The 23,954-nt window shown below is 37.2% G+C and carries 18 protein-coding genes and 2 pseudogenes; 16 read left to right on the top strand and 4 right to left on the bottom strand.

All coding sequences use genetic code 11. The features are described 5' to 3' along the window. Positions 1-39: 39 nt before the first annotated feature. Both OZX56_RS08400 and OZX56_RS08395 read left to right on the top strand, forming a co-directional pair. Positions 40-1,398 (top strand): annotated as a pseudogene (locus OZX56_RS08400) (amino acid ABC transporter substrate-binding protein/permease); the annotation flags it as partial. After that, positions 1,395-2,132, top strand: a complete 738-nt coding sequence (locus OZX56_RS08395) for an amino acid ABC transporter ATP-binding protein (protein WP_277125572.1) — start codon at positions 1,395-1,397, stop codon at positions 2,130-2,132. The pseudogene OZX56_RS08400 and the gene OZX56_RS08395, both read left to right, overlap by 4 nt. A gap of 197 nt (positions 2,133-2,329) precedes the next feature. Here the strand turns inward: OZX56_RS08395 and OZX56_RS08390 are convergent, their stop codons facing one another. Together OZX56_RS08390 and OZX56_RS08385 are read right to left on the bottom strand one after the other, a co-directional pair. Next, positions 2,330-3,664 (bottom strand): aspartate aminotransferase family protein, encoded by a 1,335-nt coding sequence (locus OZX56_RS08390; protein WP_277139567.1) that lies wholly within the window; start codon positions 3,662-3,664, stop codon positions 2,330-2,332. Between the two features lie 16 nt (positions 3,665-3,680). Continuing rightward, positions 3,681-5,114 carry an amino acid permease gene (locus tag OZX56_RS08385; RefSeq protein WP_277139566.1) on the bottom strand — a complete coding sequence of 478 codons (1,434 nt, stop codon included), beginning with the start codon at positions 5,112-5,114 and terminating at the stop codon, positions 3,681-3,683. 500 nt (positions 5,115-5,614) lie between these two features. On the opposite strand from OZX56_RS08385, the gene OZX56_RS08380 reads away from it, so the two are divergent. The 5 genes from OZX56_RS08380 to OZX56_RS08360 are packed head-to-tail and all read left to right on the top strand — an operon-like array spanning position 5,615 to position 10,186. After that, on the top strand, positions 5,615-6,811 hold the full coding sequence (locus tag OZX56_RS08380; RefSeq protein ID WP_277140372.1) for an ABC transporter substrate-binding protein: 1,197 nt from the start codon (positions 5,615-5,617) through the stop codon (positions 6,809-6,811). Positions 6,812-6,849: 38 nt separating this feature from the next. Continuing rightward, on the top strand, positions 6,850-7,728 hold the full coding sequence (locus OZX56_RS08375; RefSeq protein WP_277139565.1) for a branched-chain amino acid ABC transporter permease: 879 nt from the start codon (positions 6,850-6,852) through the stop codon (positions 7,726-7,728). 8 nt (positions 7,729-7,736) lie between these two features. Further along, positions 7,737-8,693: a branched-chain amino acid ABC transporter permease gene (locus OZX56_RS08370; protein ID WP_277139564.1), complete on the top strand. Its 957-nt coding sequence runs from the start codon at positions 7,737-7,739 to the stop codon at positions 8,691-8,693. A gap of 3 nt (positions 8,694-8,696) precedes the next feature. Further along, entirely contained in the window at positions 8,697-9,476 is a 780-nt protein-coding gene (locus OZX56_RS08365) for an ABC transporter ATP-binding protein (protein ID WP_277139563.1), read from the top strand. Between the two features lie 5 nt (positions 9,477-9,481). Beyond that, positions 9,482-10,186 (top strand): ABC transporter ATP-binding protein, encoded by a 705-nt coding sequence (locus tag OZX56_RS08360; RefSeq protein ID WP_277140371.1) that lies wholly within the window; start codon positions 9,482-9,484, stop codon positions 10,184-10,186. 191 nt (positions 10,187-10,377) lie between these two features. On the opposite strand, the gene OZX56_RS08355 is transcribed toward OZX56_RS08360, so the two are convergent. Both OZX56_RS08355 and OZX56_RS08350 read right to left on the bottom strand, forming a co-directional pair. Then, positions 10,378-10,644 (bottom strand): hypothetical protein, encoded by a 267-nt coding sequence (locus OZX56_RS08355; RefSeq protein WP_277139562.1) that lies wholly within the window; start codon positions 10,642-10,644, stop codon positions 10,378-10,380. A gap of 645 nt (positions 10,645-11,289) precedes the next feature. Further along, positions 11,290-11,553: a hypothetical protein gene (locus OZX56_RS08350; RefSeq protein WP_277139561.1), complete on the bottom strand. Its 264-nt coding sequence runs from the start codon at positions 11,551-11,553 to the stop codon at positions 11,290-11,292. A 644-nt stretch (positions 11,554-12,197) separates the two neighbouring features. On the opposite strand from OZX56_RS08350, the gene OZX56_RS08345 reads away from it, so the two are divergent. The 9 genes and pseudogenes from OZX56_RS08345 to OZX56_RS08305 all read left to right on the top strand — a co-directional run bounded on the left by OZX56_RS08345 (position 12,198) and on the right by OZX56_RS08305 (position 23,897). Beyond that, on the top strand, positions 12,198-14,057 hold the full coding sequence (locus OZX56_RS08345; protein WP_277139560.1) for an SLAP domain-containing protein: 1,860 nt from the start codon (positions 12,198-12,200) through the stop codon (positions 14,055-14,057). 225 nt (positions 14,058-14,282) lie between these two features. Continuing rightward, on the top strand, positions 14,283-16,274 hold the full coding sequence (locus tag OZX56_RS08340; protein ID WP_277139559.1) for a Rib/alpha-like domain-containing protein: 1,992 nt from the start codon (positions 14,283-14,285) through the stop codon (positions 16,272-16,274). Between the two features lie 219 nt (positions 16,275-16,493). Continuing rightward, complete coding sequence (locus OZX56_RS08335; RefSeq protein WP_277139558.1) at positions 16,494-18,650, top strand: SLAP domain-containing protein; 2,157 nt, start codon at positions 16,494-16,496, stop codon at positions 18,648-18,650. A gap of 357 nt (positions 18,651-19,007) precedes the next feature. Further along, positions 19,008-21,389 (top strand): SLAP domain-containing protein, encoded by a 2,382-nt coding sequence (locus tag OZX56_RS08330; RefSeq protein ID WP_277139557.1) that lies wholly within the window; start codon positions 19,008-19,010, stop codon positions 21,387-21,389. 170 nt (positions 21,390-21,559) lie between these two features. Next, the gene (locus OZX56_RS08325; RefSeq protein WP_277125601.1) at positions 21,560-21,820 is read left to right on the top strand and encodes a type II toxin-antitoxin system RelB/DinJ family antitoxin; all 261 of its coding nucleotides are present in this window, start codon (positions 21,560-21,562) and stop codon (positions 21,818-21,820) included. 3 nt (positions 21,821-21,823) lie between these two features. Then, a pseudogene (locus OZX56_RS08320) lies at positions 21,824-22,089 on the top strand (type II toxin-antitoxin system YafQ family toxin). A gap of 233 nt (positions 22,090-22,322) precedes the next feature. Continuing rightward, the gene (locus tag OZX56_RS08315; protein ID WP_277139556.1) at positions 22,323-22,736 is read left to right on the top strand and encodes a hypothetical protein; all 414 of its coding nucleotides are present in this window, start codon (positions 22,323-22,325) and stop codon (positions 22,734-22,736) included. Between the two features lie 6 nt (positions 22,737-22,742). After that, positions 22,743-23,165 carry a hypothetical protein gene (locus OZX56_RS08310; protein ID WP_277139555.1) on the top strand — a complete coding sequence of 141 codons (423 nt, stop codon included), beginning with the start codon at positions 22,743-22,745 and terminating at the stop codon, positions 23,163-23,165. Between the two features lie 246 nt (positions 23,166-23,411). Further along, the gene (locus tag OZX56_RS08305) at positions 23,412-23,897 is read left to right on the top strand and encodes a sigma-70 family RNA polymerase sigma factor (protein ID WP_277139554.1); all 486 of its coding nucleotides are present in this window, start codon (positions 23,412-23,414) and stop codon (positions 23,895-23,897) included. Positions 23,898-23,954: the final 57 nt, after the last annotated feature.

Here is a 23,954-nt window from a genome sequence, read left to right as displayed (position 1 = left end):
AAATATCTTGGTACTAAGGTTAATGCAGATGTAAAAGGCAAAACTTTTGTTATTGGAACAGACGTGACTTTTCCACCGTTTGAGTTTGCTAACAGTGATAATAAATACGTCGGTATTGACATTGATATCTTGAAGAATATTGCCCAAGAACAAGGATTTAAGGTTAAGATTAAGCCGTTAGGTTTTAATGGTTCAGTCCAAGCATTAGAGTCGGGACAGATTGATGGCATGATTGCTGGGATGTCGATCACTAAAGAGCGTCGGCAAAAAATTGACTTTTCTAAGCCTTACTTTATGTCTGGTGTCGTCATGGCAACTGCTAATAATGGTAAGATTACTAAGCTGTCTCAACTAAAAGGCAAAAAGGTTGCCATTAAAACAGGAACTGCTGGTGCTCAATATGCAAATAGCATCAAGAAAAAGTATGGCTTTAAGACGACAACTTTTGATGACTCAAACAATATGTATCAAGATGTGCTGACTGGCAATTCAGTTGCTTGTTTCGAAGATCAACCAGTGATGCAATATGCTATTAAGAAAGGCACTAAGTTGCAGATTGTTACTAAACCTGCATTAAAAGCGCCATATGCTTTTGGTGTTAAGAAGGGAACGAACAGCGCATTGCTAGCAGCTTTCAATGCTGGACTTAAAGATTTGAAAGCAAGTGGCACTTATGATGATATTAAGGCTAAATATTTAGGTACTAAGCAACAAAAGACTACTGGTGGTAATCAAGATACTGAGGATCGCAGCTTTGTTGGTCTATTGAAGCAGAATAAGTCTGCCTTAGTATCAGGTTTTGGTGAAACAATGTGGCTTACTGTAGTAGCGATTATTTTTGCTACAATTTTTGGTGTACTAGTCGGCTTATTGGGTGTTGTACCAAATAAATTCTGTAATGGACTTTCAAGCACGCTAATCTATATGTTCCGTGGGATGCCATTACTAGTTTTGGCGCTATTCATCTATACAGGAATTCCAAGTTTAACTGGTCAAAAAATTCCGGCATTCGTAGCAGGTGTCGTCACGTTGACGCTTAACGAAGGTGCGTATATTGCTGCCTTTGTTAAAGGTGGAATTGAGGCGGTGGACTCTGGGCAAATGGAGGCCGCGCGCTCACTAGGTTTGCCATTTGGTAAGGCCATGCGTAAAGTGATTTTGCCGCAAGGAATTAAAATTATGGTGCCATCCTTTATTAACCAGTTTATTATTACGCTCAAGGATACCTCAATCTTATCAGTAATTGGTATTTTGGAACTAACGCAAACAGGTAAAATTATTATTGCCCGCAATTTGGAAGGCTTCAAGGTTTGGACGATTGTTGCGGTAATTTATCTAGTTGTTATTACGCTACTAACTTGGTTATCAAATTGGGTAGAGAAGAGGACAAAAATATGAGTGCTAAGATAGAGGTAAAGAATTTAGTCAAAAACTTCGGTAGTAATCATGTGCTAAAGAAGATTGACTTAACTGTTGAGGACAACGAAGTTGTAGTAGTCATTGGGCCATCTGGTTCTGGTAAGAGTACATTGTTGCGTGCTTTAAACAAACTAGAAGAACCGACTGCTGGTTCAATAGTAATTGATGGTGTTAATGTGGCTGATCCCAAAGTTGATATTAATCAGGTGCGTGAAAATATTGGGATGGTTTTTCAGCATTTTAATTTATTTAATAACTTATCTGTTGGTGAAAATATTATGTTGGCGCCAGTTGAACTACACAAGTTAGATAAAGCAGCAGCTCGCACGCAGGCCGAAAAATTATTGGCGACAGTAGGTCTGTCCGATAAGATTGATGCCCAAGTTCAATCGTTATCTGGTGGACAGCAACAGCGTGTAGCAATTGCACGAGCCTTGGCGATGAATCCCGATGTGATGTTGTTTGATGAACCAACTTCTGCGCTTGATCCAGAGATGGTTGGCGATGTTTTAGAAGTTATGAAACAACTGGCAAAACAAGGAATGACCATGGTAGTCGTTACTCATGAGATGGGCTTTGCTAAAGAAGTTGCTGATCGAGTAGTGTTTGTGGCAGATGGCAAAATTATGGAGCAGGGAACACCTTCAGAGATCTTTGACCACCCACAAAGTCCGCGGTTGCAGGACTTCTTGAACAAGGTCTTAAATGTGTAATTAAAAATAATTGTTAATATTTAAAAAAGGCGAGCTTCAATGTTAGAAGCTCGTCTTTGTTTTGCTTAAAAGTCTAAAAGGAGAAGCTATGATATAAACGAAGGTGGCATAGTTTAATTCAAAAAAGTGTTTGATAACATAAATAAGTTATCAGACACTTTTTTGTTATTATTTAACTGAAATGTGAGCTTAACTAACTACCAACCAATCTCTTCAGCGTTTTCTGGTAATTTTAAATTACCAGCTTGGAGCTCGCTAAATGCTTGATCCATGATCTTGAACGCTTGTTGCAGCTGTTTATCTGTAATAACTAGTGGTGGTTGGAAACGTAGTACGTTTCCTTTTAAGCTAATAATAATTACTCCAAGTTCAAACATTCGGTAAATTAATTTGGTAGTTGCGGCTTTATCGGGTTCTTTAGTATTTGGATCAACGATGTCAATACCACCATTTAGACCATACATTCTAAAATCACCAATAAATGGATATTTAGCTTGTTCTTTAGTGAAGAAATCAGCTGCAACTTTCCCTAGCTTTGCTGAGCGCTCTACTAAATGTTCGTCTTCGATTACGTCAATTGTAGCTAACGAAGCTGCAGTTGTAACTGGATTTCCAGCAGTTGTGTAAACATTGGCTGGCGAATCCAAGCTATCCATAATTTCTGCTTTACCAATTACGGCACTTAGTGGCAAGCCAGAAGCAATAGATTTACCAACACTCATTAGATCAGGCTCAATTCCAAAGTGCTGGATTGACCACCATTTACCTGTTCGTCCCATTCCTTGATTAATCTCGTCTACGGCAAATAGAATCCCGTGTTCATGAGCAAAGTTATAGACTTTTTCCATGTATTTTTGTGGTGCTTTAGTAATACCACCATCGCCTTGAATAGGTTCAATTAAGATTACTGCGGTTTCTTCAGCTGGTAGATAAGTTTCAAATGGTAATTTAAAAGCTGCAAACATACGATCTACAAAATCATCTTCAGACTCATCGGCTAGTCTGCTCCAGGCATCGGGATAAGGCACTTTTACTACACCTGGTAACATTGGTCCCATTTTCCGTGCCATATTAAGACTGCAACTTGAGACACTCATTGAGCCATATGTTGAACCATGATAGGCTCCAGTATAACTGACAACATACTGTCTTCCCGTATATCCACGCGCAAATTTAATGATAGCATCGTTAGCATCTGAGCCAGAATTACCCCATGATAATTTAACAGCACCAGACATAGGTGCTAAGTTACAGAGTCTTTCGGTTAGCTTAATTGAAGGAATATTTGCGAAATAAGCCGGAGTGTATTGGATTAACTTACTGGCTTGATCAGCAATTGCTTTAGCAATGTGCGGATGTGCATGACCAGTGTTAGTTGATGAAGCGCTTGCTAATAGGTCAATATAATCATTGCCATCAGCATCCGTAATGATTGCACCATGGCCAGATTCAATAGCAATGTTATAATATTGGATTCTCTGTTTAGATAAATGCTGATTTTCACTAGCTAGTAATTTTTGATTTTCACTCATAATTAATGCTTCCTTTCTACTTTTTTTGTTTTCCTAAAGTTGAATGATTCATACCGTAAGCAAAGTAAATAATGATTCCAATTAAGAACCAAACAACTGAATAGATCTTTGCCTCTTTATCTAGGCCCAAGAAGACGACTAGGGTACCAAGAAATGCTAGGGCCGGCATGATTGGATACCAAGGCATTTTAAATCCTGGTTGTGGCAAATCTTTACCTTCACGTGGCCGTAATTTATAAATACTTAATGAGACAAACATAAATGCAATCAGTGTTCCGGCTGAAATTAATTGTGATAGAGTCGTGAATGGTAAGACAGCTCCGATTAAAACGCTAATTAATGTTAAAAAAGCTAATGCATTGTTAGGCAGGTTATCTTTGCTTAATGTACCTAACCAATTGGGAAGTAATCCATCACGACCAAAAGAATAAAGCAAACGTGATCCTGCCATCATCATTCCAATTAACGCGGTAAACATTCCGACAACTGCTACTGCTTGGACAACAGAAGCAATAATTGGGTGGCCAGCATGTCTTAAAGCCCAACCGACTGGTTCTGCGTTTCCTGCATAATTGCTATATTTAAACATTCCGACTAAAACTAGTGAAACTGCAACAAATAAGATTACGCCAATGATTAGTGAGCCTAAAATACCTCGTGGCATGGTTTTAGAAGGATTCTTGGCTTCAGCTGCATTAGAAGCAATTGAATCAAACCCAATGTATGCTAAAAAAATCGATGAAACACCTGCATAAATTCCTTGCCAGCCACCAAACGATGTGCCATCAGGATTGAGATGATGTTGGGGAATGAATGGTACGTAATTTTCAGGATGAATTGCAGTAGCGCCAACGATGATGAATGTTAAGACTGCAATAACTTTCAGCACGACCAAAATATCTTCGACTCTTGCTGCGGTTGAAGCCCCTTTGGATAACAGAAAAGCAACAATTAAAATTGCGACGACAGCAATTAAATCAAACCAGCCACCATTTGTACCTAAAGTGTTAGCCAATTGCTTAGGTAAAGTAATTCCTAACGGTGAAATTAAGCCACGTAAATTAGCCGATAAACCAGAACCAACAAAGGCCAGGGCAATAAAGTATTCTGCAAGTAGTGCCCAACCAGCAATCCAGCCAAAGCCCTCTCCTAAAACAACATTAACCCATGAATATGCAGAGCCTGCAAATGGCATAGTAGAGGACATTTCAGCATAAGCGAAGGCGACTAAGGCTGCTACAACTGCGGCAGCTAAGAATGATAGTGCAACTGAAGGACCAGCATATTTTGCTGCTACAACGCCAGGCAATGTAAAAATAGCAGTTGAAACAATGGTCCCAATTCCTAATGCTAAGAAGTCCTTAGTAGTTAAAACTCGTTTTAAATGTTGATCTTTACTTTGATACATTTTGGGATCTTCTTTACGTGTGATCTTTGACCAAAGTCTCATAGTGTTTTCCTCCTAAATTAAATAAGTTATGGCTATTAATCAATTAAAAATCAGTCCATTTATTGGTTTCATTTTTAATTAATTTTATGTTAATCTAGTTCAGATGCACTAAAAAGTCAAGGATAGTTTTTAATTTAAATACTATCATTCTAATCAAATAATTGTGCTTTATTTTCCATAATTTAGTTGACAGACTAAAACTATCTAGTTATAATCTTAAATATTAAATAGTTTTGAGGAGGATATTTTAATGAAAACTAATTATTTTAATAAATCAGTAAACATTATGATAGCTAATACTCAAAACTTGCTAGCCTTGTTGTTGCAATGGAGGACTTGACTTAAGTAATTACTCTTCAGTAATTTTACTAGTTAAGCCCTTGTTTGCGTCTTAATGATTGGGGCTTAACTAAGTGACAAATTAAACCTCATTCATTAAGTTGGATGAGGTTTTTTGATTGGTTTTTGGTAAGTATCATTTTAATAATAAAGGGGTAAAAATTGTGAAGAAGCTAACTAAAAAAGTGATGAGTGCGGCAGTTGTTACTGCTGCAGCTCTGATGATGACTGCATGTAGTACTAATAAGAATAGCAGCAAAGGTACTCATCAGGATGATAAAACCGTTAAAATTGGAGTCAACATGGAGCTGTCTGGTGGCGCGGCTGGTTATGGAAATGCGCAAAAGCAAGGAATTCAATTAGCTGCCTCTGAGATTAATAAATCAGGTGGAATTAACGTTAATGGCAAGAAGAAAAAGATTAAATTAATCGTTCGTGACAATAAAACCGCGATCTCAACTTCTGCTTCTGTTGCGGCACAGCTAGTAAACAAGGATAAGGTAGCAGCGATTGTTGGGCCAGCTACAACTAATGCTGGTACTGCTGAAATTCCTAATATTACTAAAGCCGCTGTCCCAAGCGTTAGTCCATCAGCAACGGATCCAGATTATACTAAACAGAAGAATGGCAAAGTTCAGCCTTATGTTTTTCGGGCATGTTATCAGAATAACTTCCAAGGTCAAATAGCAGCGAAATTTGCTGAAGATACTTTAAAGGCTAAAAACGTTGCAGTTTTTGCAGATAATTCCAGTGATTACGGTACAGGATTAGCTAAAGCTTTTAAGAAAGAATTCAAGGGTAAGATTGCTGATAGCCAAACGTATTCTGAAGGTGACAAGGACTTTAACGCGGTTCTAACTTCATTTAAATCAAAAAAGGTTGATGCAATTTATGTACCTGGCTATTACACGGAAGTTGGGTTAATTATTAAGCAAGCTCGTCAAAATGGTATTAAAGCACCAATTATTGGTAGTGACGGTATGGCTGATCCAAAATTAGCTGAAATAGCTGGTGCTAAAAATGCCAGCAGCATTTATTACACCACACCATTCTCAATTAAAGTAGCAGAAAAGAATCCAACCGCAGTTAAGTTTATGAATGCATATAAAAAGCGTTACAACGAACAAGCTCCAACCTTTTCAGCCTTAGCTTATGATTCAGTTTATATGATTAAACAAGCAATCGAAGATCAAAAATCGGATGATTCAGTTAAGGTTGCCACAGGATTAAAGCACATTAAGGACTTTGATGGTGTTACTGGTAAGATTACAGTTAACAACTCTCATGACCCAGAAAAGCCGATTGCAATTGAACAAATGACCAATGGTAAAGTGAATAAATACTATAATATTAAATAATTTTAGTAACAAATTTATCGAGGAAAGGGCGATTTAATTTGCAAACAGTTTTTCAACAAGTCATTAATGCATTATCACTAGGATCAATTTATGCTTTGTTAGCGTTAGGCTATAGTATGGTCTATAGCATTATTAACTTAATTAATTTTGCTCATGGTGATGTTTATATGCTTGGCGCCTTTTGCGCATATTATGTGATTAGTTTATGGCATTTTAATTTTATTACAGCACTGCTTTCTGCAATGATTGTTGGAGCTATCGCTGGAGTTTTAATTGAGCATTTTGCTTACAAGCCTCTGCGCAAATCTCCACGGATTGCCGTGTTAATCACCGCGATTGGTGTATCGTTTTTACTCGAAAATGGGATGTCTTATATAGTCGGCTCTAATGCCCGTAGCTTTCCACAGGTGATTGAACAAGTTAATTACAATGTTTTTGGGGTGTTAATTTCCAATATTCAAATTTTGATTTTGGTAACTGCCGTAATCCTCATGGTTTTATTACAGTTGATTATTCAAAAAACTAAAATGGGTCGTGCGATGCGGGCTGTCTCAGTTGATCAAGAAGCTGCAGAATTAGTTGGGGTTAACGTTAATCACACGATTTCCTTTACCTTTGCATTGGGTTCGGCCTTAGCTGGTGCCGCTGGAATTTTGATCGGCATGTATTATAATTCAATTGATCCATTAATGGGGATGACGCCTGGGATTAAAGCATTTGTCGCTGCGGTTTTAGGCGGAATTGGGTCTGTGCCTGGAGCCTCAATTGGTGGATTCCTAATCGGAATTTTGGAGACGTTCTTCCAATCTATCGGACTTTCAGCTTATAAAGATGCAGTGGTTTATCTGGTATTAATCGTGATTTTGCTCTTTTTACCAGCTGGTATTTTTGGCAAGAATGCTAAGGAAAAGGTTTAGGTGGCAACATGAAAAAGAATTGGAAATATATCTTATCGTGGTTGCTAATTATGGCCGTCGGTTTTGTCTTGATCGATTTATTAATTATGGTTGGAGTAATTGATGCGTTTATTGAGAATATGCTGGTTACAATTGGTATCAATATTATTTTGGCAACTGGACTTAACCTAATTATTGGCTTTAGTGGACAGTTTTCTTTAGGACATGCTGGTTTTATGGCACTTGGTGCCTATGCTACGGCAATTATTACTCAATATGTTAGTACGGAAATGGGCTTCATTGTTTCAGTATTAATCGGAATTATTATTGCTATGATTGTTGCGGCAATTATTGGAACGGCTACTTTTTTACGCTTAAAAGGCGACTACTTAGCAATCGCCACTCTAGGCGCTGCTGAAATTATTCGTAATGTGATTAACAATCTGAAAATTACAGGTGGTTCAAGTGGGATGTTTAATATTCCACAATTATGTTCATGGCCAACGGTCTACGTGCTGGTTTGTGTAACTACGATTATTCTTATGAATTTCATTAATTCACGTGGTGGTCGCGCAATTAAGGCTGTTCGTGAAGATGAGATTGCAGCAGAAGCAATGGGTATTAACACTACTAAGTGGAAGTTAGCGGCCTTTATGATTGGTGCAGCAACTGCAGCGATTGCTGGTAGTTTGCATGCTTCTTATTTACAGACAATTGCACCGGGTGATTTTGGAATTATGGAATCAATTTCTATTTTAGTAATTGTAGTTTTAGGTGGAGTCGGCAGCATGACCGGGACCTTTTTAGCAGCCACAGTTCTGGGCGTCTTAGATACTGTTTTGCAGAACTTTGGTGCACTAAGAATGGTGATCTATGCAATTGTCTTAATCTTGATTATGATTTTCAAGCCATCAGGCTTGTTAGGAAACTGGGAACTTTCATTAAAGAACTTGCGGCAACGTTTTGTTAGAAAAGAAAGGGGCTAAAGAATGAGTCACTTACTACAAGTTGACCATGTCGTGCGAAAATTCGGTGGTTTAATTGCCGTTAACGATGTGTCAATGCACCTTGACCAGTCTGAATTGATTGCATTAATTGGTCCCAATGGAGCTGGTAAGACTACGCTGTTTAACTTACTAACTGGGATGATTCCTGTTTCTAGCGGTCAAATTACGTTATCTAGTGATCAAAAGTATGATTTAACCAAAAAGAATGCGACTCAGATTGCAGATTTAGGATTGTCGCGAACTTTTCAAAATATTCGCTTATTCAAAGATTTGACGGTCATGGACAATGTCTTGACGGCAATGACCAACAAGTATCACGAAGGCTTTTTGACGTCAATTTTGCGGTTGCCTAAGTTTTATCAAACAGAACATGAGATGAAAGTTGCTGCACAAAAATTATTGGCGTTATTTGATTTGACTAAAGATGAACAGACGCTAGCAAAGAATTTGCCTTATGGTACGCAGCGGCGATTAGAAATTGTCCGTGCTTTAGCCACGCAACCGAAAATTTTGTTCTTAGATGAGCCAGCGGCAGGGATGAATCCAGAGGAGACAGCAGATTTAACTAATTTAATTAAAGAAGTGCAGAAACAATTCAAAATTACTGTTGTGCTAATTGAACATGATATGTCGCTAGTTATGAATTTGGCGCAGCGCATTTATGTGCTAGATCAAGGGCAAATCTTGGTAAGTGGATCGCCTGATGTAGTCAAAAATGATCCTGCAGTAATTAAGGCATACTTGGGAGAAGGTGACGATTAATGGCGATGTTAGAAGTAAATGATCTTGCGGTTAATTATGGTGTGATTCAAGCCGTTAAAGGTGTTAGCTTTAAGATTAATGAAGGCGAAATCGTTACATTAATTGGCGCCAATGGTGCTGGTAAATCGACCATCGTTAAGACGATTTCGGGTTTGCTAAAGCCTAAGTCTGGTCAAATTGTCTATCAAGGTCAGGCAATGCAAAAAAAGACTGCTCCACAAATTGTGTCAGCAGGTATCTCTCAGGTCGCAGAAGGGCGTCACATTTTTGCTGGGATGACTGTCTTGGAAAACTTGCAAATGGGTGCTTTCTTGCGAAGCAGTCATGACGATGTTAGTCAGAGCTATAATGAAATCTTTGAACGATTTCCGATTTTAAAGCAGCGGCAACATCAAGATGCTGCCACCTTATCTGGTGGTGAGCAACAAATGTTAGCAATGGGACGGGCACTCATGGCGCAACCTAAGTTACTGCTGCTTGATGAACCGTCAATGGGTTTATCTCCTCTATTTATTCAAGAAATCTTCACTATTATTAAGGAATTAAATCAAAGAGGGACAACCATTTTGCTAATTGAGCAAAATGCTAAACAAGCACTCTCTATCGCTGATCGTGGTTATGTCTTGGCTACTGGACAAGTTCAATTAACTGGGACGGGAACAGAGCTGTTAGCTAATCCTGAAGTCCAACAAGTGTATTTTGGTGGATAGAATAAAAAGTCTGGCAATTAATTATGTTAATTGTCAGACTTTTTGATTGGGGTATTGGATCGTTGCCCGCAGTTAAGCAAGGTGCTATAATAAGGTTTATAAATAAAAAGAAGTCCTATTCGAGTAGGACTTCTTGAATAAGCAACCTCGCTTTTAAGAGCGGTGGCTGTAATTATAGGTTAACGAAATAGTTATCCCATAACTCTGCCAAAAGTTATATGTGGGGCAGCTATTTTTTTGGTTGTTTTATTATCAACCAAACTGTTAAGACTATGTCGCCAATGACTAAGAAAGAGACAAATGAATCGCTTAGATTCATTTGTACAATTACTATTAGCCAATTGTTGAGTAGTTCTAGCAGTGTCAGTAAAAGATCGAAATCTTTGTTTGACATTTTTATTTAGCAGAAACTGAGTAAGTTTCTGGGCTGTTCCTTTCATTAGACTTCGTGCCATCATAAGCACCGTCTCCTTTCCAAGAAACCAGCCACGCCCTTATAAAACTCCGTTGCTTATCTAAGTGATAATTATAGCATATTGTCCTGCTAGAATTGCTACTGGCTGAGTAAGGTGCTATAATAAAATTTATAAATAAAAAGAAGTCCTACTTGTAATAGGACTTCCTTTGAACAAACAGTACCCGCTTCAAAGGCGGTGGCTGGATTATATAATTGCTAAAAAGCCGCTACATAACTAGCCAAAGTTGATATAGGCGGCTTTTTGAATGCAATTATTTTTGGTGATTGTCGAGATAATCGAGCAAAGCCAAAATAAACATGCCAAAGGCTAACATCAAAGTTAGCGCATCGGTGACATTCAAGACTGTAAGACCCTTCTGAAAACTTTTCGTGCATATGGCACCGTCTCCTTTCCAAGATACAGCCACCGCCCTCAAAACTATTGTTGACTGAGAGTTCTAAATAATTGTACCATAATTCTTATTTGGAATCGTTATTAGTTTGGTTGGTGTAAACCTTGCCCGCAGTTAAGCAAGGTGCTATAATAAGGTTTATAAATAAAAAGAAGTCCTATTCGAGTAGGACTTCTTGAATAAGCAACCTCGCTTTTAAGAGCGGTGGCTGTAATTATAGGTTAACGAAATAGCTATCCCATAACTCTGCCAAAAGTTATATGTGGGGCAGCTATTTTTTTGGTCGTTTTATTATCAACCAAACTGTTAAGACTATGTCGCCAATGACTAAGAAAGAGACAAATGAATCGTTTAGATTCATTTGTACAATTACTATTAGCCAATTGTTGAGAAGTTCTAGCAGTGTCAGTAAAAGATCGAAATCTTTGTTTGACATTTTTATTTAGCAGAAACTGTATAAATTTCTGGGCTGTTCCTTTCATTAGACTTCGTGCCATAAGCACCGTCTCCTTTCCAAGAAACCAGCCACGCCCTTATAAAACTCCGTTGCTTATTCAAGTATAATTATAGCATACTAGTTTACTTAAAGTTGATGGCAGTTTAGCAGGACTGCTAGATAGCCATCCATGATTTATGATATACATGGCTTATTGATTGCTAAAGTAGTTTTAATGCAGAATAGAATATTAGTAAGGAAAGAAAAGTTATTGAGTGTTCGAGAAGCTACTTGTCAATTTAGTTAATTTTGTTATTATTTTGTAAAATTTATTTTCTAAATAGAATAATAGACGTTATTGTAAGCTAATGAAAGGGCAATTGGTTCTTATTATATAAGGATTAAGCACTATTAATAAAAATTTTCTTGTAATAAGTAAGTGTAAGCGTTTGTTACAAAAGTGTGTAAAATAGTGGTCTACCTTGCAATTTTGCCCAAACCTTAGTACAATATGAAGCGTGGTAAGTAATAGCTATGCTTCAGGCACTTAACCTGTACGCATGCGCATGTTTCAGTTGAGAAAGCTACCTCATAAGAGTTATAAACTTATGATTTCGATTTGAAAGATGTTGTAACAATGTAGGCTCAAAGAGACTGGACCTATAGTCTATTACGATTTTGTATATACACAAGGAGGAAGACCACATGAAGAAAAATTTAAGAATTGTTAGCGCAACTGCAGCTGCTTTATTAGCTGTTGCTCCTGTTGTCGCTTCAACTGTTTCTAGCGTTTATGCTGCTGATACAACTGCTCCAGCGGATAATACTACTAACAACCTCGATGTTTCTGATGGTACAAGTACACCAGCAACTGCTAAGGATCAAGATGTTAACGTTAAGTTAACTGTAACCAATGCTTCAAGCTTAAAAGTTGGAGATAAACCTTCAGCAGCTAAAGTAAACTTGACTACTGATGTTGGTACTGCAACTGTTAACGGTGAAGTTAACCCAGCAACAGGCACTATTGCTAAAGTATATGTTTACGAGGCAAAAGATGTAACTGTTACTAATGGTACTGTAACCATTGCTCAGAATGCTAAGGCTGTTGGTCAATTTGAAAAAGGCAAGCAATACATTGCTGTTGCTAAGAATGTTTCATTGGGTGGCTTAAACGCAACTAGCAAATACAAGGTTAACGGCGGCGAAGCTAAATATGGCCTTAATGTAGGTAACTTTGATGTAGCAAGTGCTAAATTCTACGCTGTAGATAGTGCTGCTCAGGGTAATGTTTATTTTGTTTCAAAGAACAATGGTAATGCTTTAGTAACTGCTGATGCAGTTACGTTAACTGGTACTTCTTCGGTAGATTCATTGGCTAATGTAATTATGGCCACTGATACGCCAAAGGTTGATGCAGTTGGTGATAATGCTGCGACTGTTGATTGGGATAAAGATTCCGTTGTTGCTGCAGTTCAAGATGCTTTGAAGGCCGCTAACGTTACTGTTGATAAGAATGGTAAATTTAACCCACCAGCAAACTCATTTGAAATTAAACTTTCAGTGACTGCTTCAAATGGTTCTACTGCTACTTTGCCAATTACTGTTCATACTACTGCAACAGCTGATGGTGCTTACTCAGCTTACCCACAAATTGGTGTTTTGAATGCTGGTGTTGTTTCAGATGCTAAAGCTGGTGTTGACACTTATGAACTAAAGGGCAATGAAAGCTTTAATTACGTTCCAATCAATGGTGTCGTAAATACTAAAGCTATTAGCGAATACTTTGGTGCAACAATTTCTAAAGCTAACAAGACTTTAGTTCCAATTACTGTTGATGCAAGCAAGGTAAATACTAAGGTTGCTGGCAAATATCCAGTTACTTTAACTGCTACTAACCCAGCTGGTTTAACTTCAAAGGTTACCTTTGATTTAACTGTTGGTGTTAAAGGCCAAAAGTATGCTACAGTTCAATATGAAAAGGGCTTAAGCATTCCTGTATACACTATTAACGGTAATGCAGTAACTACTCAAAGTGGTACTACTGTTGCTGATGGTACTCAATTAGCTGTTTTTGACACTATCTCAGTTGGTGGTAAGAACTATACTCGTATCAACAAGAAAGATGGCAACGAATTCGTTGAATCTCAATACATTGATGGTTCATACAAGCCTCAAGCTCAATCAACTAAGACTGTTATGCACGCATCATATGTTTATGACAAAGATCACAAGCGTGTAGGCGATAAGAGAATTGCAACTTACAAGGATGTAACTGTTTACGGTGAAAAGACTAAGTTGAACGATGGTACTGAAGCTTACATGACTGGCAGCAACGAATACATCGATGCTGACAATGTTGATGGTCACAATGTAACTTTGAATCACAATTCATATGTTTACAAGACTAGCAAGAAACGTGCTAACAAGAACAAGCTGATGAAGGGTGAAACTGTATTAGTTTACGGTTCTCCTGTAACTCTTAAGAGTGGTCAGAAGTTCTACAGAATTGGTAACAAGAAGTTCATCAAGGCTGTAAACGCTGATGATCCTAAGAACGCTAAATAGTTAGCTTCTAGCATATATTTCGAAAAAGCGAAGGATTTTCCTTCGCTTTTTTGTATTTATTTTTGTTGTCCTATGATCAATCGACTTAATTAAGCAAAGGAAAATTTCCTTTGCTTTTTATGTTTTAAATCGCGTTTTGGGATCTTTCATTAAATGATAACATATGTTATATTGTTCATAAGATTATAAAACATATGTTATTAAATTCTAAATGGAGGATTTGCATTGAACTTTTATCAAAAACAAAAATTACAAAAAGAATTTACAAAAGGATTTAAAAGTGGCAAATTACGCCGAGCAGCTAGGAGTTTATTAATTAGCACCTTAGTTGTAGGAAGCTTAGGGACTGCTTTTGCTTCAAACACTCAGTCTGTTCAAGCAGGGACTGAGGCTCCAACTAATGAGCCCAATCAAACACAGGCACAAAAAGCTGATATTAGAGCACGTAAAACAATTGAAGTTACTCAAGGCGAAGAGTTTAATATCAGTGCTAAAGATGCAGTAACATATCCAATTGACGCAGTATCAGCTAAATGGGTTGATACCCCGAAAACTACAGATATTGGACCGCAATTAGCTTATGTCAAAGTAACTTTTGAAGATGGGTCATCTGTTGTTGTCACTGTTTTGGTTAATGTTGTTAAAAAATCCGAGACGTCAGGAGTAACAGAGGCAGAGCAGTATAATCCAACAGCTAAGTCTACAATTGAAGTTGAACAAGGCAAAGAAATCACTGTTTCAGCTAAAGACGCAATTGAAGAATTTCCGGCAGATGCAACAGCAAAATGGACGCATGACGTCAAGACTGATAAGGTCGGTTATCAGATAGCCAATGTTGAAGTTACTTATAAAGATGGTTCATCGGATCAAGTACCAGTTTTAGTCAATGTAAAGGAAAAGGCAACTACTCCAAACACTAGTGCACCAACAACGCCTGCAGAGCCAACTACTCCTACAGAAACTCCTGATCCAGCAGATCCTGTGTCAACAGTAATTAAGCCTCAAGGTGTTATTACAGTTAAGCAAGGGCAACCATTTACGGTTAAGGCTGAAGATGCGGTAACCAAGCTTCCCGAAGGAGCAACAGCTAACTGGGTCAATGAAATTAAGACAGACAATGCAGGTCCACAATTAGGTTATGTCGAAGTTACTTTTGCGGATGGCAAGAAGCAGCAAGTACCAGTCATAATTGTAGTTAACGCAGTCAATGATTCCACAGAGTCAACTGTTAAGGGCAAAGATGTTGTCTTGGTTGACCAAAGACAACCATTTGATGTTAAGGCCGAAGATGCAGTTGTTGGTATGCCAAAAGATGCAAGTGCTGAATGGGTTAATGAGATTAAGACGGATGATCCAGGTGCCCAATTAGGCTTGGTCAAAGTAACTTTTGCAGATAAGTCTACAGCAGTAGTACCAGTTTTGATTATTGTTAAAGATGTCAAAATACCACAAAAAGATCAATATCAAATTAAAGCTAAGGGAACGATTGTACTTGAACAAGGGGCTAAATTCAATGTAGCTGCTGGAGATGCAATTACTGCATCTCCTAAGTTGCCAAGTTCTGCAAGAGTAGTTTGGGATGAGGATGATCAGATTGATACTAACTTTGTTGGTGAACAAACTGCACATGTCCAAGTGATCTTCTTAGATGATTCGATTGCAAGTGTCCCAGTTACGGTTGAAGTTAAGGCTAAGCAGGATAAACCAGCCACACCGCCAACAGCCAATAAACCAGCGACTCCAGCACCAACTACCCCTCCTGACAATTCGACTAATAATGTGCCATCAGCTCCTGTTCAAACACCAGCTAATGAAGTGCCGAGTCAACCTGACAAATCAGCTACGGATACTAATCAAAATGTAACCACCAAAACTTTGAAACACAATGCTGCTGTTTATGATGAAAATGGTAATCCGACCGGTGTTCAATCAATTAAGAGGGGTACAACGGTCAAGGTTATCGGCACAAAAACAATTGCTGGCAAGAAATATTACCAACTTGATAATGGTCAATATGTTAAAGCAAGCAACTTCAAGGGTACTGAAACCAAGCTAAAGCGCAAATCCTATATTTACAATAAGCATGGTAAACGTATTGGTAAAAAGACACTTAAAAAGGGCAAGAAAGTTAAGACTTTTGGTAATAAAAAAATCAAAGGTAAGCTTTACGCCTCGCTTGGCAAAGGTCAATACGTTAAGGTAGCTAATTTGAAATAAGGCAAAGTTATCACATGTAAAATAACACGTTATTAAATTATCTTGTGCATTAATTATTATTTTTATTGAAGTTTATAATAAGTTATAGCTAAAAAATAACAAAATTTATTTAAATGCTTTCATTAATCAGCAACGTATGTTATATTAATATGCAGGAATACTATAACTAGTGTTATTAATTTATAGTTTAATTACTAAAATATAGGTCGGAGGATATAAATGAACTTTTATAGTAAAAGAAAATTAGAAAAAGACGTTGCTAAGGGTCTAAAGACTGGTAAAGTACGTAAATCAGTACGCAGCTTATTAGTTGGAACTGTTGCAGTTGGTAGTTTATTAGGTGGCTTGGGCTTAAGCAATGCAGCTAGTGTTGTTAATGCAGCAGATACAAGTACAGCAACTGATACAAACAAAGTTAGAGATATCAAGGTTAATTTCAAAACTACAGATGGCAAAGCAGTTTCTAAAGATGGTAAAAACGTTGTAGCTACACTTTCTGGTAAAGACCATAAAGTTGGTGATAAGATTGACGAAGAAACTGCTGAAAAACTTGTTAATGATCAAGTTGGTAGCGGATATCGTCTAGCTACAACTGATGAACTTAACCAAGGTCAAGAGCAAAGTTTACTAGGTGCTGAGTTTACTGAAATAGATCACGTAGTAGATGCTTATGTGGTTAAAAAGGCTCCAGCTAAAGATATTAAAGTAACCTACAAGACTCTTAATGGTACCGCTGTACAATTCCCTGATAAAAACGGTAATCTAGAAGACGCTGTAGGTACGATTTCTGGGTCAGGTCAACTTGAAGGTGATAAACTTAACAGTGACTTTGTAAATAAGTTTATTGAAAGTCAAATAGGCAGTGAATATCGTTTACCAACTGCTAAGGAATTGGAGGATGCTGGTAAAGAACAAGGCTTGACAGCAAACACCCAATTTGATGCTACTGACCAATCAGTAGATGTTTATGTGGTTAAAAAGGCATCAGCAGGCAATGTTACAATTAATTTTGTGACTGCAGATGGTGGAAAAGTTTTAGTCGAAGATCCTGAGAAGCCTGGCAAGGTTCAGACAATTGATGGTGCTGTGATTCCTGGAACAGATCGTCTAGCAGGCGATAAGATAAATCAAAGTCTAATCGAAGCTGTCGTTAATGCAAATACACAAGGTCAATATGAGCTTACTGATACTGACAGTATCAAGGATTTACAATTTACAGATAAAGATCAAGAAATAACAGTAACTTTAGCTAAGAAAGCTAAAGATGCAGGTAATATCAAGGTTAAATACTTAACAGTAGATGGAAAACCAGCTACTGTTGATGGTGAAGAGGCTGTCGGTGAAGTTTCAGGTGAAGGTCACAAGGCTGGCGAAACAGTTTCTCCACAACTTGCTGAATCATTGGTTAGTTCACAAACTGGTGGTAAGTATCGTTTAGCTAAAGACGATGAGCTTAAACCTGGACAAAAACAAGGTTTAACAGATACTAAATATACAGATAAAGATCAAACAGTGACTGTCTACGTTGTTGAACAAGAATCAACAGATAAGCCAGTAGAAGCAAAACCAGCTGCTAACATTAACGTTACTTTCAAGACAACAGACGGCAAGCAACTAACTATTAATGGAACAGATATCAAGGGTGCCATCAGTGGTAAAGACCATGTTGCAGGTGACAAGATTAATGATTCTGTAGTAACCGCTTTTGTTAACTCACAAACAAATGGACAATATCGTTTAGCAACAGCTGAAGAATTAGGCAAGGATCAAAAACAAGGTTTGACTAATGCTCAATACACTGATGAAGAGCAGAACGTTACTGTTTATGTAGTTAAGAAGGAATCAGCTAATAAGCCTGGTGATACTAATAAACCTAGTGACAACAATAAGCCAACTGATAACAATGGTTCTCAAACCCCAGCTACTCCTGCACCAAGTGCTCCAGCTGCTCCTGCTCAAACCCCAGCAAATAACACACCAGCTAAGCCAGATCAACCAGCAAATAATACTGATGCAAATACTGAAGTTAAGACTCTGAAACATAATGCTGCACTGTATGATGAAAATGGTAACCGCATTGGTAGTGATACTCTAAAGAGAGGTACTGACGTACAAATTACTGGTACTAAGCAAATTGCTGGTAAGAAGTACTACGTAACTGCTGATGGTCAATACGTTAAGGCAAGTAACTTCAAGGGTACTGAAACTAAATTAAAGCACAATGCTTATGTTTACAACAAGAAGGGTAAGCGTGCTAATAAGAAGGTTCTGAAGAAGGGTAAGAAGATTAAGACTTTTGGTAACAAGACTATCAAGGGCAAGAAGTTTGCTTCAATTGGTAATGGTCATTACGTAAAGGTAGCTAACTTAAAATAATTAATCTCTAGTTTAAAAACAACGTTCAGTTTTGGACGTTGTTTTTTTTATGCTTTAATAGCATGTTAAAGGTACAAATATAAAATTTGTTATTATTTTTTAATTTTGTTATAAAACTTAAGCTTTACCGTTTTCATTTTCATAAAAGTCAAGCTATTACATGATTCTTTGTGCTAAAAATTCATTATAAAGGAATATATTTTTAGAATAAGCGTTATGTAATGAAATCATGTTTTAAAAGCTTGTGCTATACTACGCTTAATTAATTTACTATAAGATTTATCAGTTTGATAGTAAATAAATTGATTTTGTGTGTTTTTAGTAATTTAAGATTTTAATGAAGGAAGTATAGAAAGAATGAACTTTAATCGAAAACGGAAGTTGCAAAAAGATGTTGCTAAGAGTCTTAAGGGAGGCAGACTGCATAAGTTAGCTAAGAACTTGTTAGTTGGTACTGTTGCAGTCGGTATGTTAGGCAGCAGCACGGTATTCTCAAGTAATATAGTAGCAGCGGCAACAACTAAATCTGCTCAAAAGGCAGCAAAAGCTGATAAAACTGATGAATCTAGCAAACTTTCAAAAGAACTTGCCGATGTTTTATACCAAATGCATGACGGAGTTAAGCAGGTCTACCAAGGGGCAAGTAGCTTGCAAGGGAAGCTGACTTCTGATCAATATCAACAAGTAAAGCCTAAGATTGATGATATTCTTGTTAAGGTTCAAGGGCTGCCACCTGTTGATGGCAGTGGACTAAATTATATATTTGATAATTCAAAAGATATTACCAGCATTTATAATGATGCAATTGCTATTACTAATACTCTCAAGGGTAAAGGTATTAAAACTGATTTAGTCAACATTTTGCATGGTGCCGAAAAGATCGATCAAAGTTTAGGTTCCGATCAAATTAAAGAACTAAAAGATATTTATGCGGCAATTGAAGGCTTAAAAGGTTCGGATGATCCAGCAGCAAGTGATGCAGGAGATCTTGCTCAAAAGTTCCATCCAGGAATCTCTAAAATGTACCATGGGCTGAATAATTTAAAGCAAGATTTACCAAGTGATAAGTATCAAACTGTTAAAGATGATATTAAGGATATTTTAGCTAATTTAAAGGATTTAGAAAATATAGGTAATAATCCTTTTGCATTGGGTAATGAAAATGTACGTGGTATTTATAATGATGCAGTCAAGATTGCCGATGAATTAGCGGGCACCGGAGTTAAGACTGATTTAGTAGCTATCTTACATGGCGCTGAAGATATTAATAGTCAGATTGGTGAGACTGAAGTTGCCCAGCTAAAGAATGTTTATGCGGCATTGGAAGCGTTAAGTGGTGATTCTGATGTTACTAAGCAGAAAATTGGAGATCTTGCTAAGAAGTTACGTCCTGGTATGACCGATGTCTATCGTGGCTTAGCACAATTAAGAAAAGATTTACCAGCTGATAAGTATCAGACTCTTAAGAATCAAATCAAAGTAATTTTAGCTGATATCCAAGACTTGCCTGGAGGAGTAGACGATTGGTCTTTTATTAGCACGGATTCAGAAAAAATTAAAAAGATTTACAACGATACTTTAGCAGTAACAACTGAATTAGCAGGTACAGGTGTCAAGACTGATTTGGGAACCGTGATGTCTGGTTTAGATAAGATGAATCAAAGTATTGGTGAGACTGAGATTTCTGAATTAAAAGATATTTATGATGCGCTAGAAAAGCCAGCAGTCCCAACTGAGGAAACTAAATATACTATTACATCAGCAGACACAATTAAGTTGGAGCAGGGTGCAACATTTGATACAGATGCTAAAGCTGCGATTAAATCAGATCCAGAGTTGCCGGAAGATGCACAAGTAACTTGGACAGATAAGGATAAAATCGATACTAGTAAAGTCGGTGAACAAACAGCTCATGTTGAAGTAAAAATTGGTAATAAAGTAATTGCAACAGTTGAAGTAAAGATTAATGTTACACCTAAGCAAGAAGCCAAACCAGCTGCTGATATTAACGTTACCTTCAAGACAACGGACGGTAAGCAACTAACTATTGACGGTAAAGATGTCAAGGGTGTGTTTACTGGTAAGGATCATGTTGCAGGAGATAAGATTACAACAGCTGATGTTGAAACTTTTGTTGCTGCACAAACTAAGGGTCAATATCGTTTAGCTAAAACTGATGAACTTAAAGAGGGTCAAAAGCAAGGCTTAATTGATGCGCAGTACCCTGACAAAGAAGATGCAAATGGTACGGTTGTTTATGTAGTTAAGAAAGCCAATCCAAGTGACAACAATACCGGTTCAGACACTTCATCTGCACCAACCCAAGCACCAGCTAATACTGAAAAGCCAACAGATAACAACTCTGGCGAAGCCGCTCCAGCTGAAACTACCAAGACTTTGAAGCATAATGCCTATGTTTATGACAAGAATGGTAAGCGTGCTAACAAGAAGGTATTGAAGAAGAGCACTGATGTCAAAGTTACTGGCACTAAGACTATCAAAGGCAAGAAATACTATGTAATTGCCGATGGTCAATACGTCAAGGCTGCTAACTTTACGGGTACTGAAACTAAGTTAAAGCATAATGCTTATGTTTACAACAAGAATGGCAAACGTGCTAACAAGAAAGTCTTGAAGAAAGGTAAGAAGATTAAGACCTTTAGTACTAAGACGATTAAGGGTAAGAAGTTTGCTTCAATTGGCAAGGGTCATTATGTCAAAGTAGCTAACTTGAAGTAATTAGTTTCCTAATTAAAAACAACGTTCAATTTCGAACGTTGTTTTTTTGTTGTAATTATACAATTCTTCGGTTTTCTAACTTTGTTTATGGTGCTGCCTTTTTCACTACTATGTAGTTACAACGTGTTGCTAAAAGCGTGAAATATTGCTAAAATTTGTGTGAGGTGAAAATGATGAATAAAACTTTGCAAGCACGTATGGATAGCCAATTAATGGATAAAGCAGAAGGAATTTTAAAGGACTTGGGTCTTAATCGATCTACAGCCTTAAAGATGTTTTATCAGCAAATTGTATTGAATGATGGACTTCCATTTGAAGTTAAAAAACCAGACAAGCCTAATAATGCAACCTTACAAGCAATGCATGAGGATTTATCTAAGACTAAAGCCTATAACGATTCCAAAGAGTTATGGGATGAATTAGGAATTTAATTCATGTTTCAGATTAAAGCAACTGGTAAGTTCAAGCGAGATGTCAAAAGATGTAATAAGCAAGGGTTAGAAATGTATTTGCTTAAAAAGTTGTCCATGAACTTGAATTAGGACATGAACTTGACCGTCAATATAAAAACCATGGTTTATCGGGAAACTATGATAATTTTCTTGAATGTCATATAAAGTCTGATTGGTTATTAATTTATAGAGTTGAACAAGACACTTTGATACTAATTAGAACAGGTAGCCATGCAGATTTATTTTAAAAGTACTAAAAGACATCCTTGAGGGGGTGTCTTTTGATTACTGGTTTTTAGAATCTAATTGAGAACAGCTGACATGGAGCATTATTAAGCCTTGAGCAAAATTATTAGCTTTATGAGTAGTTGCTAAAATTTTATTTATCAAATAATAAAATAATTATACGCTAAAGTCTATGCAAGCGATAACATATAAAGTATAATGGGATTTATAAAACTTATTAAAGGAGGACACACAGTTGCCCCAAACTAAACAGACCAGTTGGAATTTACCACAAGATCCTAAATATCATGATTGGTCGAAGGCGCTATTGCAGGCGCAGATCGGGCAAGATCCGCAATTAGATCCTTATCTGGTATGTAACGCTGATTATTTAATTAACTTGGATACTATTGCTATATATGAGTTTCAAAAAGAACCATTACTTGGTAAGTATAAAAGTGTAATCTTGGACGCCAAACAGGGGATTGTCCTTAGCAAACGCAGTACTTGTGCGTTATTTACTGCATATGGTCGGCAATGTTTACTTGGCGGAATTGAATTCCAAAGAGAATTGGCTAGCAAATTGCAGTTGCAATCGCAATGCGTGATTGCGACAGGAAAAGTAGCCTTTTTCTCAATGCACACCTATACTGCTGGCAATAATGATTAGATTGCCTTGCAGCAGATGCGTGACTTTGACTTAGATGGTCGACTGAGAATTATTTTCAAATCTTTGAAATATAATCAAATTGCTTATACATTTAGCTTTAGCAACTGTAGTCGCTATATTGGCACCAAAGTGTGTGATGGTTTGTACTATAACCACGTTATTTTTGAGCTGGGTAAACGATATTTGGAAGAATTATCTGGGTGGCAGGTTAAAACTGCCGCAAGTGACTCAATGATTGATCAGCAGGCATTCTTTATGCCACATCCTACTTTTGAACATTTGTCATTGCAACAGCTCTCTTCGGATTTGCTCAATAAGCAACATTTGCGTTATGGCCAGCAATTAGCGGCATATTACGAATTAACCTTTGTGATTAAAGATCATCAAACAATTTATGGTTTGAGTAAAAGACGTGATACCTTTTTTTGAGATTTTGTGGAATAAACTTCGTGAATTAATTTTGCGAAGTCTTTTTTTGCACTTTTTTCATCCAGTAAGTAGGCCCTATTAAGCTAGGTGGCACTAAATTTTGTTAGTTTAAATAGTCAGCATGATTCCTCTTATTTCATATGATACCGCTTACTAAAAGCTGGTTTTGGATATTTAATATACCTTGCTAATCTATATTTGCACAAGCGCTTGTGACAAAACTTGAAAATGAGGAAATGTCACACAATGAAGATTAGTAAAGCAGCATTTATCACTGCATGGGAAAACCAAAAATTAGTTAGGGGCGCATTAAAAGCAGTCAATGTCAGATTGGACTATACTAACTATGATGACCTATTGCAAGAAGGAATTTTAGTTTATGCCCAGATGTTAAGTACAAGTTCAAAATCGCGTCAAGAAATTGACCGACTCAGTTTCCGCAAAATCATGTGGCACACATTGGACTTATTACGTAAAGACCAACGCATTAGTGAACATCAGGAAGAATTGGTGAGTCAGGAAAATGTGCAGCTAACAAATTGGGATAATCAATTGATATTAGCTGGAGAAGTAGTGTGTATGTCGCAATTAGAACAACTAATATTTTTTGATAACTTATTAGGAACACAAACGGTTACTAGCTTAGCTAAGCAGACTGGTAGAACACGCGTGCAGGTAAGCCGTGTTAAACGAAAATTATTGAATCGATTGCGTCAAGTGCTTACCAAATAAATTACTTTTTGTAATAAAAATCAGAGCAATATTACTTTTTGACTACAATTAATTGGT

The organism is Lactobacillus sp. ESL0684 (assembly GCF_029392675.1).
Taxonomy (GTDB): Bacteria; Bacillota; Bacilli; order Lactobacillales; family Lactobacillaceae; genus Lactobacillus.
Note: the sequence above shows the minus strand (reverse complement) of the source record. Positions and strands in the feature narration are given on the sequence as shown.